Genomic DNA, 13,642 nt, shown 5'->3' with positions numbered 1-13,642 from the left:
TGTAGTATATACAGTGGACCGACCGTTGCAGAATCGACCCGGCCGCCCCGGCCGGGCAGGCAGCAGGGGGCACCGATGGTCGGCACAGGACTGGTCCTGGCGGGAGTCGCCGCGGCGCTCCACGTGTACATCTTCTGGCTCGAGTCCCTCGCGTGGACCACGCCCCGGGCACGGGCCACGTTCGGCACCAGCGAGCCGGAGGCCGTCGCGACGCGCGAGCTGGCCTTCAACCAGGGCTTCTACAACCTGTTCCTCGCCGTCGTCACTGCGGTGGGCATCGTGCTCGTCGCGGCCGGGACCACGGGGGCCGGCGCGGCACTCGTCCTCGCCGGCACCGGCAGCATGCTGGCCGCCGCGCTCGTCCTGTTCCTGTCCTCGCCCGGCAAGCGCGGCGCGGCCCTCAAGCAGGGCGCCGTGCCGCTGCTCGCCGTCGTCGCGCTCGTCGTGGGCCTCGCGCTCTGACCTTCGCGCCACACCGCACGCCGCCACACCCGGAAGAAGGCTCCACCCGCATGTCCACGATCGTCAGCACCCAGGTCCAGCTCGCCGCCCGCCCCACCGGGTGGCCCGCGCCGGACGACTTCCGCACCGTGCAGGTCACCTACGGCGACCTCGAGCCCGGGCAGGTCCGCGTGGCCAACGAGTTCGTCTCCGTCGACCCGTACATGCGGGGGCGGATGAACGACGTCAAGAGCTACACCCCGCCGTTCCGGCTCGGGGAGACCATGACGGGCGGCGCGATCGGCCGCGTGGTGGAGTCCGCGTCGGACGACGTGCCCGCCGGCGCGGTGGTGCTGCACCAGCATGGCTGGCGCGACGTCGTCCAGGAGGACGCGCGCGGCTTCCGCATCGTCCCGGAGCTCCCGGGCGTGCCGCTGTCCCTGCACCTGGGCATCCTCGGCATGACGGGCCTCACCGGCTACGTCGGGCTCACCGCGATCGCGGGCATGCGGCCGGGGGACACCGTCTTCGTCTCGGGCGCGGCGGGGGCCGTCGGCACGGCCGCCGGCCAGATCGCGCGGCTGCTCGGCGCGGGGCGGGTCGTCGGCTCGGCCGGGTCGGCCGCGAAGGTCGAGCTGCTCACCTCGAAGTACGGCTACGACGCCGCCCTCAACTACAAGGACGCGCCCGTGCGCGAGCAGCTCCCCGGGCTGGTGCCCGGGGGTGTGGACGTCTTCTTCGACAACGTCGGCGGCGACCACCTCACCGCGGCGCTGGACGTCATGAACGACGGCGGGCGGATCGCGCTGTGCGGCGCCATCGCCGGCTACAACACCACGGACCGCGTGCCCGGGCCGGACAACATGGCGAACCTCATCACCCGCGGCCTGCGGATGCAGGGCTTCACGATCGGCGGGTACCTCCACCACGGGGCCGAGTTCCGCGAGCTCATGACCGGCTGGTTCTCCGAGGGCAAGATCGCCTACGACGAGACCGTCGTCGACGGCATCGAGAACGCCCCGCAGGCGTTCGTCGACATGATGCGCGGCGCCAACACCGGGAAGATGGTCGTCCGCATCGCCGGCTGATCCCGCACGCGTCGGTCGAGCTCGTCGAGACCAGGGTTTCGACGAGCTCAACCAGCGGCCCGGGCGACGAACACCCACTCCAGCCCGGGCCGGTCGGGGGCGTCGCGCACCTGCTCGACGACGTAGCAGGTGTCGGCCAGCGACGCCTCGATCTCGTCGTGCTCGCGGAAACGCAGCGTGGAGTCGGAGTGCAGCACGCGCCCGTCCGCCAGCGCGATGGTGCCGCGGAAGGTGACGAAGGGCTCGGAGACGTCGGTCAGGTCGGTCCATGTCTCGACGACGCCGAACCCGGGCACGTCGGTGCGTGCGAAGGTGTGCTCCCGCGTCCAGCGTTCCCAGTAGCGGCGTGCCGGGTCACGGGTCTCGAAGACGAGGTACCCGCCCGGGGCGAGCGCCGCGCGGACGCCGCGCAGCGTCGCCGCCCAGTCGTCGTCCGTGAGGAAGACCTGCGCGACGTTGCCCGTCATCGTCGCGAGGTCCACCTGCAGGGCCGGCAGCGTGGTCGCGTCCCCGTGCAGCCAGCGCACGCGCTCGGCGCCGGGCTTGCCGCGCGCGACGTCGAGCGAGGCGGCCGCCGGGTCCACTCCCACGACGTCGAAACCCCTGTCCGCGAGCAGCACCCCGAACGTGCCCGTGCCGCAGCCGACGTCGAGCACGCTGCGCGCGCCGAGCTCGCGGGCGAGCGCCAGGTACGCGTCGAGGTCGCTGCGGTCCGGGTCGAGCGGGTCGTACAGCCGGGCCAGCGTGGGGTCGTCGAAGATCGCGTCGGGCATGGTCCGACGCTAGGGAAGGGTGGGCGCTCCGTTCCAGCGAATTGGTGTGCGCCGCGCCGTCAGCCCTGCGCGGACGCCCCCACGTAGGTGGTCTCGTCGAGACCGGACTGGGTGGGGTCGTGGTCGACCTCGCCGACGTCGTACATCGTGGTCATCCAGTGGTAGAAGTTGTCGCCGCGCTCGCGCAGCACCTGGTACAGCCGCCGCATCATGGCCCGCCGGACCTCGCCCATCTCGGGGTGGTGGTAGACGTTGGACAGCTCGTCGGGGTCGTTGTGCAGGTCGTACAGCTCGTTCGTGGAGTCGGGGTTGACCACGAGCTTGTACCGGTCGGTGCGCAGCATGCGCTGTGGGTACGGGAAGTGGTGCCCGTGGAACTCGCAGACGATGTCCTCGGCCCACTCGGGGCTCTCGCCGGCTGCCAGCGGGACGAGTGACCGGGAGTCCACCGCCGGCGCGGGATCGATCCCCGCAAGCTCGAGGATCGTGGCCGTGCAGTCCAGCAGGCTGACGAACTCGGTGCGGACCTGTCCTGCCGGCCCGCCGGGGATCCGGAGGATGCCGGGGGTGCGGTAGATGTCCTCGTACATCGCCGGGCCCTTGTCGTGCAGGCGGTGGGCGCCGGTGAACTCGCCGTGGTCGCAGGAGAAGAAGACCGCGGTCTCGTCGGTGAGGCCGAGCCGGTCGAGCGCGTCCAGCACCCGCCCGATCTCAAGGTCGATCATCGCTACGTAGCCCCAGTAGACGGCGATCAGCTTGCGTGTCGTCTCGATCGGCATCGTGTCGAACGTCCAGTGCGCGCTGTAGTTCGCCTGCACCGGCGGCTTGCCCGCGAACGTCTCCGCGATCGAGCGCGGCAGCTCGACGTCGGCCGGGTCGATCAGGTCGAAGTACTCGTCCGGCACGACGTAGGGCAGGTGCGGGCCGAAGAAGTTCAGCTCGAGGAAGAACGGCTTGGCGCCGCTGCGGAAGTCGTCGGCGTACCGCTCGAGCATCTCGATCGTGCGGGTGGCGAGGTAGTGCTCGAACGTCGCCTCGAGCGGCTGGTGCAGCCGTGCCGCAAGGAGGTTGCCCGGCCCGCCGTTGGGCAGCGTCCCGCGGACGCGGTCGCTGATCTCGTAGGGCGGCAGGTCGCGCTCGGCGAGGTAGTCCAGGTAGTCCGCGTGGTCGACGGCGTTGTGCCACCCGGGCAGATGGATCCCGTCGAGCCCGAGGTCGACGGGCTCCTTGTGGGTGCCCGCGTGCCACTTGCCCACCAGCCCGGCGTTGTAGCCGTGGGCGCGCAGGGCCTGCGGGAAAGCGAAGACGCCGTCGGCGAGGTCCTCCAGGTACCCGACGTTGCGCTCGTGGTTGGCCAGCAGCTTGTGGCGGAACGGCGCCTGACCGGTGAGCAGGCTCGCGCGGGCGGGCGTGCAGATCGCGGTCGGGGTGTACCAGCGGTCGAACCGGGTACCGCTCGCGGCGAGCGCGTCGAGGACCGGGGTGTGCGCCATCGGGTTGCCGTAGGCGCCGAGGGTGTCCACCCGGTGCTGGTCGGTCATGAGGAACAGGACGTTCGTGCGCCTCGTGTCGCTCGGTCCGGTCGCAGCGGTCATGAGGTACTCCTTCGGGGTGGTGACGAGATGGAGGAGGCGCCGGGGCCTCCGGGATAGTCCGCGAGCAGGGACGTGCGGTGCTGCAGGGCGACGACAGCCCCGACAGCCCCGCCCGAGTCCCCGAGGTCGGAGGTGCGCACCCGGGGGCGGGCGCCGTCGATCGGGTGGACCTGGAACGTGACGGTCGAGGCGATCTGCTGCACGAACGGCGGGGCGACGGCGGCGAGGGCCCCGCCCACGACGACGTCGGTGGGGTTCAGCGCGAGCACGGTCGAGGCGAGCACCTGGCCGGTGGCGGTCCCCGCCTCGCGCAGCACGGCCTCGAGCGTCGGGTCGGCGCGGTCGACGGCCCGCTCGAGCTCGCGCAGCGAGCCGAGGTCGAGCCCGCGCTCGGCGCACGTGGCGAGGATCGCGGGGACGGAGGCCACGGTCTCCAGGCAGCCCTGCTTGCCGCACCGGCAGAGACGGCCGTCCTGGCGGACCGTGACGTGCCCGAGCTCGCCGGACAGGCCCCGCCCGCCGTGCACGAGCCGCCCGCCGACGACGATGCCGCCCCCGATACCGGTGGCCACGCGCAGGTACACGAGGTCCTGGTCGGTGCCCGGCGTCCGCACCGCCTCGGCGAGCGCGGCGAGCCGGGTGTTGGTGTCCAGCAGGGGCGAGAGCCCGAACCGGTCGTGCACGGCGTCCTCGACCTGCCTGCGGGCGGCAGCCGACGACTCCGTCGCCCCGGTGTGGTCCGCCGACCAGGCGGGGGAGTAGGGGCCGGGCAGCCCGACGCCGACGCCCTGGAGGGCGTCGAGGCGGGTCCCGGCGGCGGCGATCTCGTCGACCACCTCGAGCGCCGCGCGGACGCGCTCGTCCCACGCGGCGTCGGGGCTCACCTCGCGGTGCTCCGACGCGATCGCGTCGTGGCTCGCGTCGACGACCGCGACGTGCACCGCGGCGTGCGCGAGGTCGATGCCGAGGTACTGGCCGGACGCCGGGTCGAGCGCGAGCATCTCCGCGGGCCGTCCGGAGCCGCGGCGGCCGGCCGCGTCGGTGGCGACCACGCGGACGGCGCCCCGCTCGACGAGGTCGCCGACGATCTCCGACAGCGTGGTGCGCGACAGCCCCGTGGCGGCCGCGAGCTCGGCGCGGCGCAGGGCACCGTGCTCGCGGAGCGCGGCCAGCACATGCGCCTCGTGCCGCCATCGGACGAGGGCGGGGGCCCCGGTGGTCGTCGTCACCGGGCCAGGGTAGGAACGATCCCGTTTTTCCGACAAGAAGCCGACAGAAAGATGTCTGCCGACCGGCGAGGAGGCGGGCAACAGGGCGGAGAAGTTTCTGTCAGGTTGTTGACGGAAAAAAGGCCGCTCCTTAGCGTCCTGGAAGTCGCGGCCGACGAGCGTCGCCGCGACGCGTCGCCTCGAACGTGGCGACGTCCGAGACGAAGGAAGGCCGACGATGACGTCTCCCCGCTCACACCCGGAGTTGGCGCACCCCGCCCCGGTCACCTCACGGCGCGCCACGATCGCCGCGTTCTCCGGTGCCTTCCTCGAGTGGTATGACTTCTGGATCTTCGGCACGGCAGCCGCTCTGGTGTTTCCCCATGTCTTCTTCCCCGAGGCGTCGCCGACGGTCGCGCTGCTCCAGTCCTTCGGGACGTTCGCGGTCGCCTTCGTCACCCGGCCCCTCGGCGCCATCATCTTCGGCCACTTCGGCGACAAGGTGGGGCGCAAGCCCGTCCTGCTCCTCACCGTGTTCCTCATCGGGGGCGGCACGTTCCTCATGGGGCTGCTGCCGTCCTACGCCGTCGCGGGCTCGCTCGGGGCCGTGCTCCTCGTCCTGCTGCGGCTCGTGCAGGGGATCGGGATCGGCGGGGAGTACGGCGGCGGGTCGTTGCTCGCCCTGGAGAACGCACCGAAGGGCAAGCGGGGCCTCGCCGGGAGCTTTCACCAGCTCGGCACCCCGGCGGCGCTGCTCGCGTCCACGGGCATCTTCGCCCTGGTGGAGCAGCTTCCCGAGGACCAGCTCCTGGGCTGGGGCTGGCGGATCCCGTTCCTGTTGAGCGGTCCGTTCCTGGCTCTCGGCTTCTACATCCGGAAGAACCTGCCCGAGACGTCCGCCTTCCAGGCGGACGCCCAGTCCGAGCGGAAGTCGCCCTTCCTGGCCCTGCTGCGCGAGCAGCCCAGGACGGTGCTGCTCGGCATCGGCGCCCGGATGGCCGACGCCGTCACGTTCAACATCATCAACGTCTTCGCGGTCTCCTGGGTCACGACCTACCTCGGCATGAGCAGCGGCCTCATCCTCACCGGGTTCGTCATCTCCTCCGTCGTCCAGCTCGGTGTGCTGCCGCTGGCAGGGCGGATCTCCGACCGGATCGGGCGCCGGCCCGTCTACCTGACCGGGATCGCGATCTGCGCGGTCGGCGGGGGACTGCTCTACTTCCCGATCATCGCGCAGGGCAACGCGTTCTCCACCTGGGCGATCATCGTCGTCGTGCATGCGATCGGGACCGGCCTCATGTTCAGCATCCAGAGCGCCCTGTTCGCCGAGCTCTTCGGCACGCGCGTGCGCTACACCGGGCTCGGGGTCGTCTACCAGGGCTCCGCGCTCATCGGCGGCGGGCCCACGCCCGCGATCGCCGTCGGGCTCACCGCCCTCGCCGGGTCGTGGTGGCCGGCGGGTGCCTACCTCGTGCTCGCCTGCGTGATCAGCGCACTGTGCATCTGGCGCGCGGGCGAGACCTTCCGCAACGAGCTGGCGGACGTCGGCGCGGACGGCGAGAACGCAGGAGCCGACTCGGGCGAGAGCCGGACGGTCGCCGCGTGACCGCGCTCCTCCGCGCGGCCGACGGGCCGGCGGACGCCGGCGCGACGTGGTCCGGCTGCCACCGGTTCGCGGCCCGCGGCGTGTGGACACCGCGCTCGGTCACCGAGCTCCAGGAGCTCGTGGCCACGTCCCCGCGGGTCCGCGCCCTGGGGTCGCGGCACTCATTCAACGACGTGGCCGACACCGAGGGCGTCCTGGTCAGCGCGCAGGGCCTCCCGGCCCGGCTCGAGCTCGACGACGCCGCCGGGCGGGTGACGGTCTCGGGCGGCAGCACGTACGGGCAGGTCGCCGCGGGCCTCGCCGACACCGGGTGGGCGCTGCACAACATGGGATCCCTGCCGCACATCTCCGTGGCCGGGGCGTGCGCCACCGGCACCCACGGCTCCGGCGACGGGAACCGCAACCTCTCGAGCGCCGTCTCGGCGGTCGAGCTGGTGACCGCCGACGGTGAGCTGCGGCGGTGGACCCGAGACGAGGCCCCGGACTTCGGCGGCCGGGTCCTCGCGCTGGGAGCCCTCGGCGTCGTCACGACCGTCACGCTCGACCTGGTGCCCGCCTTCGACGTGAGGCAGGACGTCTGGTTCGACCTGCCCTGGTCCGTCCTGCTCGACCGGCTCGACGACGTCATGAGCGCGGCGTTCAGCGTCTCCGTCATGCCGCGATGGGGCGACCCGGAGGTCGCAGGGAAGGTCTGGCTCAAGTCACGGACCGCGGACTGGGACCCCGCCCTCGACCCCGCGGAGTTCGGCGCGCGCTGGGCCCGGGCAGAGGCCGGGGAGCTCGCCGAGGGGCAGAACCCCAACCAGACCGTCCAGGGCGGCGTGCCCGGGCCGTGGTGGCAGCGGCTGCCGCACTTCCGCCCGGACGCCAGCCCCAGCCGGGGCGACGAGATCCAGACGGAGTACTTCGTCGACCGCACGGTGGCCGCCGGCGCCCTGCGGGCGCTGCGGGCGGTCAGCGAGACGTTCGCGCACCTCGTGCTCGTCTCGGAGCTGCGCTCGGTCGCGGCCGACGAGCTCTGGCTGAGCCCGGCGAGCGGACGGGACTCGCTCGGCATCCACCTGACGTGGCGCAACAGCCCTGCCGAGGTGCTCGAGGTGCTCCCGGTCGTCGAGGCGGCGCTCGCGCCCTTCGCGCCCCGCCCGCACTGGGGGAAGTGGTTCACGCTCGACGGGGCCGTCGTGCGGTCGTCGTACCCGCGGGCGGATGAGTTCCGGGCGCTCGTCGAGGAGTCCGACCCGGGTCGCAAGTTCCGCAACCGCTACCTGGAGCGGGTGCTCGGCCTGCCGGTGGACTGACCGCTCAGGCTCGGGCCGTTCGGCGGCCGCGGGTGCTCACGAACTGGTAGGACCACACCCGGAAGGCCGGGTCCACCAGCAGCTGTCGATAGCGGCGCAGGCGGCCCGCACGTGCTCGGCGTCGTCGACGACCACCCGGCGATCTCTCCGGCGGTCGGCGACGGGTCACGACGACCAGCCTGTCGCGTGCCGGACCCGGTGGCCAGCGGTGCGCGGCTCAGGCGCGCAGGGCCTGCTCCACGTCCTCGAGGATGTCGAGCGTGTCCTCGAGGCCGACCGACAGCCGCACCGTCGTCTCCGCGATGCCCACCTTGGCGCGGCCCTCGGGGCCGAGCTTGCGGTGCGTCGTCGTGGCGGGGTGCGTGATGATCGACTTCGCGTCGCCGAGGTTGTTGGAGATGTCGACGATCTGCAGGGCGTCGAGGAAGGCGAACGTGCGCTTCTTCGCCGCCTCCGGCTCGGTGCCCTCCGGCACGGCCAGGTCGAACGTCACGACCGTGCCTCCGCCGGACTGCTGGGACTTCGCCAGGTCGTGCTGCGGGTGCGAGGGCAGGAACGGGTAGCGCACCGCGGCGATCTCGTCGAAGCCCTCCAGCGCCTCGGCGACCCGCAGCGCGGCGGCGTTCTGCGCGCGGACGCGGACGTCGAGCGTCTCCAGACCCTTGAGCAGCACCCAGGCGTTGAACGCCGAGAGCGACGGGCCCGTGTTGCGGATGAACGTCTGCACCGGCCCCTCGAGGAACTCGCGCGGGCCCAGGATGGCGCCGCCCAGCACCCGGCCCTGGCCGTCGATGTGCTTGGTCGCGGAGTAGACGACGACGTCGGCACCGAGCTCGAGCGGCTTCTGCAGGATCGGCGTCGCGAAGACGTTGTCGACCACGACCACGGCGCCGGCGGCGTGACCGAGGTCCGCCACGGCCCGCACGTCGACCAGGTCCTGCATCGGGTTGGACGGCGACTCGAAGAAGACGACGTCGGCCGGCGTCGCGAGCGCCTCCTCCCACTGGGAGAGCACGTGGCCGTCCACGTAGTCGACGCGCACGCCCCACTTGGCGAGGATCTCGTCGTAGATGACGTTCGTGGAGCCGAACAGGGCACGCGCGCTGACGATGCGCGAGCCGCTAGAGACCAGGGCCGCGAGCGTCGTGAAGACCGCCGACATGCCCGACGCCGTCGCGTAGCAGGCCTCGGCGCCCTCGAGCAGGCGCAGCCGCTCCTCGAACGTGTGCACCGTCGGGTTGCCATACCGGGAGTACACGAACCGCGACAGCTCGCCGGAGAACGAGGCCTCGGCGTCGGCGGCCGTGTCGTAGGTGTAGCCCTGGGTGAGGAACAACGCCTCGGACGTCTCCTGGTAGTCCGAGCGGCGGTGGCCGCCGCGCACGGCGAGCGTCGCCGGGCGCGCGGTCGCGGGCAGCGGCCCGCGGCCCGACCCGCCGTGCGTGACGTCGTCGGCGGCCGGTCCGGTGGGGACGCCCTGCCGCGAGGCGCTCACGCGCGGGACTCCGACGTGGTGCCCCCTGTGGTGCCCTGCGAAGTGTCCCCGTCGGCGTAGGCGCCCCAGGGCAGGCCGCGCACCTTCCAGCCCTCGCGGTCGCGGACGCCGTCGAATCCGGGGCCGCCCTCGAAGCCCTCGAGCACGTTGTACGACGGGCCCAGGCCGGCCGACGTCGCGAGGCGCGCGGCGCCGATCGAGCGCTGCCCGGACCGGCACAGGAAGACGATCGGGCGGTCGGCGGTCACGCCCTCCGCGGCGAGGTCGGCGAGGAAGCCCGCGTTGGGACGCCCGCCGGCCTTGACCCACTCGACGAAGACGGGGCGCTTGCCCGTGCTCGCGGTGTCGGGCACGCCGACGGCGCGCCACTCGCCCTCGGTGCGCACGTCGACGAGGACGGCGTCCGGGTCGCCGGCGAGGAGGTCCCACGCCTGCTGCGGGGTGAGGTCGCCGGCGTAGCCGTCGGCGGGGCGGGGATCGATCTGGGTGGTCATCGGAATCCTCCCATCGGTCGTGGCGGTAGCACCCTCGTCCGGTCCGTACCGCCGCCGGGAGGGCGGCGACCGGCCCGCGGGTTGCTGCGGCGTCGACGTGCCACGTCACTCGGCCGCTCGGGATGGTCGTGGCGATCGTACGCCCGGCGTCCGCGTGGTGGTCATCCCATCTCGCGACGTGCACGGTGGGCGCGCACGGAGCGGCCGGCCGGCGGCCGCGCACGACGGCCCCTACCCGCCCGGCGCGGACAACGTGTGGGGACGCGCGGCGGCTCTTGACGATCAGCCTCCGTAGCGGATCTCGACACGACGGTTCGCGGCACGGTCCTCGGCCTCGTCGTCGCCCGACTCGGCGATCTTGAGCTGCGTCTCGCCGTAGCCGTGCACGTCGCGCTTCAGGTCGCCGCGGGCGTCGCCGACCGCGCCCGCCACGGCCTTCGCCCGCTGCTCCGAGAGCTTCTGGTTGAACGCGTCGGTGTCGACCGTGTCCGTGTGGCCGTCGATCTTGACCGCGGCCCCCTTCGGCACGTCCTCGACGAGGGAGGCGATCTTCTCCTTGGCGACCTTGGACAGGGAGGCGTCGCTGGAGTCGAAGAGGATGTCGGACGAGAGGGTGACGACGGTCTCGCCGCCGTCCTTCGTCGTGTCGTCGACCGAGTCGACCGAGCCCTCGACCACATATCGAGTGACCGAGCCGCCGGCGACGTACGCCGTGACGGAGGCGACGCGCTGCTCCTGGGCGGGCTCGCCGAGGTCGAGGGCGTCGATGGCGGGCCAGTCGTAGGAGTCCGCGGCCGCGGCCGCGGGGGACGCCGCGGAGCCGAGGGTGGCCGTGGTGAGCGCGACGGTCAGGACCGTCGCGAGCGGCGCCGTCCGGCGCGGGAGAGGTGTGCGTCGCACGTCAGTCCTCGAAGGTCAGGGGGACGTCCTCGAACACCGGCCACGAGTCGGCCAGCTTGACGTCGACCGTCGTGATCTCGTCCTCCGGCGCGGCGAAGAACGCCTGGTATCCCACGGACTGGCCGGGCAGCGCCTCCGTGTAGACCTCGTCGCTCTTGTACCACCGGCCGCCGCCGTCGGCCTCGAGGACGCGGTACTCCTTGAGGTTCTCCCGGTCGATGAGGATGAGGGAGGAGCTCTCGCCGGTGGCGTCGTAGAAGGACGGGGCGCCGCCGCCGTCGTCGAACTCCGGCGTCATCACGAGTCGCAGCTCCATCGTGCCGCCCGAGACCACGATCGACTCGATCCCGAAGCGGACCTCGTCCTTCTCCGTACCAGGCACGGTGAACGTCGCGTCCGCGATGACGTCCTCCGGGTCTGGGAAGTCGACGCCCGCGGTGCCTTCGGGGGCGTCGGCGGCGGCCCCGTCCGTGGGGGTCTCCTCTGCGGACTTCGGCGCCGCGTCGGCGGTCGAGCCGGCGTCGTCGAACTCGGCGTCGTCGCCGCCTGGGGAGCAGGCGCCGAGGGCGAGCAGGCCGACGACGGCGATCGGTGCCAGTCGGCGGGGCAGGTGTCGCATGATCTCTCCTGATCGGAAGGGTTCGACCTGATGGGTTCTGACTACGTCTGACAGGGGTGAGTCGCGCGGGACGGCGGAATGGTTGCACGCCGGCCAGACTTATTCGCACGAGTTTCGGCCGGCTTCTTCGCCCGGCTCCTTGGCCCCCTCACCGCGGTCGCCGTGGTGTCAGCCCGGGTCGGCCACGTCGAGGTGGTGCACGGCCATGACGGCCGTGCCGTCGGCGGCCCGCGCCTCGAGCACGACCTCGGCGCGCCCGGCGCTGGTCGCCTTGAGCTCGACGGTGCCGTCGTCGGCCGTGTAGGCCCCGGTGGGCAGGGTCCACACCCAGTGGTCGGCCCCGGTGACCCGGGCCGTGAGCGTGACGGGCTCCCCGACGACGGCGGACTCCGGCCCGGAGATCGCGACGCTGGCGGCGCCGGCGCTCGCGCGGGGCTGGCCGTCGAGCCACGCGGCGGCGCCCAGCCCCGCGCCGAGGCCGACCCCGGCGCCCAGCACGACGGCGACGACGGCCGTCGTCGTCGTGCGGCGCCGTCGGCTGAGAGCCCCCGGGGCCGCCGACCCGGCGGGCGTGCCGTGCGCCTCGTCCGCGGGCGCGAGCGTGGCCTCCACGTCCGCGAGCCACGCGGCGACGTCGGGATGCCGCCTCGACGGGGAGTCCGCGAGGCTGCGGCGCAGCGCCCGCGGCAGGCCGCGCGGCAGGTCGGCGCCCTCGGCGAGCCAGCCGAGCAGCGCCGACATCGCCCACAGGTCCGCGCGGGTGTCGACCGTGCCGGGGCCGTCCTGCTCGGGCGGCCGGAACCCGCTGGTGCCGCCCGCGACGGTGAGCCCGGAGCTGCGGGCCAGGTCCTTGCACATGCCGAGGTCGGCCACGACGAGCCGCTCGTCGGGGCGCACGACGGCGAACGGGGCCTCGCCGGGCGCCGGGCCGTCGGCGGGGGCGTCGGGCCCGGTGCGCAGCAGCACGTTGCCCGGGCTGAGGTCGCGGTGCACCAGGCGGGCGGCGTGCACCGCCTCGACCGCGGCGGCCAGCCCGCGGGCGACGGCGAGCACGTCCGCGGGGCTCGCCGTCCAGCCGTCCGCGCGGAGCCTGGCGACCCGCTCGGCGAGCGTGCCGCGGTCGGCGTGCTCGAGCACGAGGTACGGCTGCTGGCGGTCGCTCTCGCCGATGTCGTAGACGGTGACGACGTGCGGGCTCGCGACCCGGCGCAGCGCCCGGCCCTCGGCGATGAAGCGCTCGCGGATCTCCGGGTTGAGGCTGTGATTCTCCGCGAGGACCTTCACGACCACGGTGTCGTCGAGCCGCTCGTCGACGGCGCGGTGCACGGTGGCGAACGACCCGACGCCGATGACGTCCCCGACCCGGTACCGCCCCATCAGCTCCTGACCGGCCATCAGAGTGCGCCCCCGAGGGCGGCGGCGACCAGGGCGCGGCCGCGCGACACCTGGGACTTCACGGTGCCGAGGCTGCGGCCCAGCCGGTCGGCGACCTCGGCGTACGGCAGGCCCTCGATGTCGCGCAGCGTCACGGGCTCACGGTAGAGGTCCGGCAGGGCGGCGAGCGCGTCGCGCACCGTGGCGCGTGTGGCGATGAACGAGCTCATCCGCGTGCCGGGGGCGGCGTCGTCGTCGGGCAGGGGGGACGTGGCCCGCTGGCGCCGCAGGTGGTCCACCACGCGGTGGCGCACGATGCCGTGCACCCACGTGGTGACCTTCGAGGCGCCGGCGAACGACCTCACCGACCCCGCGACGGAGATCAGCACGTCCTGGCACACGTCGTCCACCGCCGACTCGTCGAGGAGCGCGCCGCGCACGAACCGCCCCACCACACCCGACTCGTCGAGCAGCTCGACCAGCAGCTCGGTGCAGAGCGCGGAGCCGGTGGCGGCGTGCCGGCCCAGCACGTCGAGCACGTCGTCCGGCCCGGCGGCGGCCACGGCCTCGGCCACGGCGCGCCGGGCGGCGTGCGCGTCACCGGTACGGAGCGCGACGTCGAGCTCCGCGCCGGGGAGGAGCGCGTCGACGTCGAGGGTCGTGGCGCGGCGGACGGAGACCATGCACGGACTCTCCCGGGCGCCGGGCGCCGGGGCCAGCCCGTGCCCGCATCGTGAGAAGCCCGTCCCAG

At 73.3% G+C, this 13,642-nt stretch carries 13 protein-coding genes; 4 read left to right on the top strand and 9 right to left on the bottom strand.

The window, feature by feature from the left end; genetic code table 11:
• Positions 1-75 precede the first annotated feature (75 nt).
• Both AC1C2V_RS07795 and AC1C2V_RS07790 read left to right on the top strand, forming a co-directional pair.
• Positions 76-462 (top strand): DUF1304 domain-containing protein, encoded by a 387-nt coding sequence (locus AC1C2V_RS07795; RefSeq protein ID WP_495389006.1) that lies wholly within the window; start codon positions 76-78, stop codon positions 460-462.
• Between the two features lie 50 nt (positions 463-512).
• Positions 513-1,529 carry an NADP-dependent oxidoreductase gene (locus AC1C2V_RS07790; protein WP_495389005.1) on the top strand — a complete coding sequence of 339 codons (1,017 nt, stop codon included), beginning with the start codon at positions 513-515 and terminating at the stop codon, positions 1,527-1,529.
• Between the two features lie 47 nt (positions 1,530-1,576).
• Here AC1C2V_RS07790 and AC1C2V_RS07785 read toward each other — a convergent pair whose 3' ends face one another.
• Genes AC1C2V_RS07785 through AC1C2V_RS07775 form a run of 3 tightly spaced genes read right to left on the bottom strand, consistent with a single transcriptional unit; the run spans position 1,577 to position 5,126 of the window.
• Complete coding sequence (locus AC1C2V_RS07785) at positions 1,577-2,302, bottom strand: class I SAM-dependent methyltransferase (RefSeq protein WP_495389004.1); 726 nt, start codon at positions 2,300-2,302, stop codon at positions 1,577-1,579.
• A 59-nt stretch (positions 2,303-2,361) separates the two neighbouring features.
• A complete protein-coding gene (locus AC1C2V_RS07780; RefSeq protein ID WP_495389003.1) occupies positions 2,362-3,897 on the bottom strand; it encodes a sulfatase family protein in 1,536 nt (511 codons plus the stop codon).
• A complete protein-coding gene (locus AC1C2V_RS07775; RefSeq protein ID WP_495389002.1) occupies positions 3,894-5,126 on the bottom strand; it encodes an ROK family transcriptional regulator in 1,233 nt (410 codons plus the stop codon). The genes AC1C2V_RS07780 and AC1C2V_RS07775 overlap by 4 nt, the downstream gene beginning before the upstream one ends.
• 217 nt (positions 5,127-5,343) lie before the next feature.
• Between AC1C2V_RS07775 and AC1C2V_RS07770 the strand changes: the two genes are divergently transcribed.
• The gene (locus tag AC1C2V_RS07770; protein WP_495389001.1) at positions 5,344-6,711 is read left to right on the top strand and encodes an MFS transporter; all 1,368 of its coding nucleotides are present in this window, start codon (positions 5,344-5,346) and stop codon (positions 6,709-6,711) included.
• On the top strand, positions 6,708-8,009 hold the full coding sequence (locus AC1C2V_RS07765; protein ID WP_495389000.1) for an FAD-binding protein: 1,302 nt from the start codon (positions 6,708-6,710) through the stop codon (positions 8,007-8,009). Before AC1C2V_RS07770 ends, AC1C2V_RS07765 begins: the two co-directional genes overlap by 4 nt.
• Before the next feature lie 217 nt (positions 8,010-8,226).
• Here AC1C2V_RS07765 and AC1C2V_RS07760 read toward each other — a convergent pair whose 3' ends face one another.
• The 6 genes from AC1C2V_RS07760 to AC1C2V_RS07735 all read right to left on the bottom strand — a co-directional run bounded on the left by AC1C2V_RS07760 (position 8,227) and on the right by AC1C2V_RS07735 (position 13,574).
• The gene (locus AC1C2V_RS07760) at positions 8,227-9,504 is read right to left on the bottom strand and encodes an O-succinylhomoserine sulfhydrylase (protein ID WP_495388999.1); all 1,278 of its coding nucleotides are present in this window, start codon (positions 9,502-9,504) and stop codon (positions 8,227-8,229) included.
• Positions 9,501-9,998 (bottom strand): rhodanese-like domain-containing protein, encoded by a 498-nt coding sequence (locus AC1C2V_RS07755; protein ID WP_495388998.1) that lies wholly within the window; start codon positions 9,996-9,998, stop codon positions 9,501-9,503. Before AC1C2V_RS07755 ends, AC1C2V_RS07760 begins: the two co-directional genes overlap by 4 nt.
• A 282-nt stretch (positions 9,999-10,280) precedes the next feature.
• Complete coding sequence (locus tag AC1C2V_RS07750; protein ID WP_495388997.1) at positions 10,281-10,898, bottom strand: OmpA family protein; 618 nt, start codon at positions 10,896-10,898, stop codon at positions 10,281-10,283.
• 1 nt (position 10,899) lies between these two features.
• Complete coding sequence (locus AC1C2V_RS07745; protein WP_495388996.1) at positions 10,900-11,517, bottom strand: CIA30 family protein; 618 nt, start codon at positions 11,515-11,517, stop codon at positions 10,900-10,902.
• A 168-nt stretch (positions 11,518-11,685) separates the two neighbouring features.
• Complete coding sequence (locus AC1C2V_RS07740) at positions 11,686-12,912, bottom strand: serine/threonine-protein kinase (protein ID WP_495388995.1); 1,227 nt, start codon at positions 12,910-12,912, stop codon at positions 11,686-11,688.
• The gene (locus AC1C2V_RS07735) at positions 12,912-13,574 is read right to left on the bottom strand and encodes an RNA polymerase sigma factor (RefSeq protein ID WP_495388994.1); all 663 of its coding nucleotides are present in this window, start codon (positions 13,572-13,574) and stop codon (positions 12,912-12,914) included. Before AC1C2V_RS07735 ends, AC1C2V_RS07740 begins: the two co-directional genes overlap by 1 nt.
• Positions 13,575-13,642 lie beyond the last annotated feature (68 nt).

The organism is Isoptericola sp. Y541, assembly GCF_059445465.1.
Note: the sequence above shows the minus strand (reverse complement) of the source record. Positions and strands in the feature narration are given on the sequence as shown.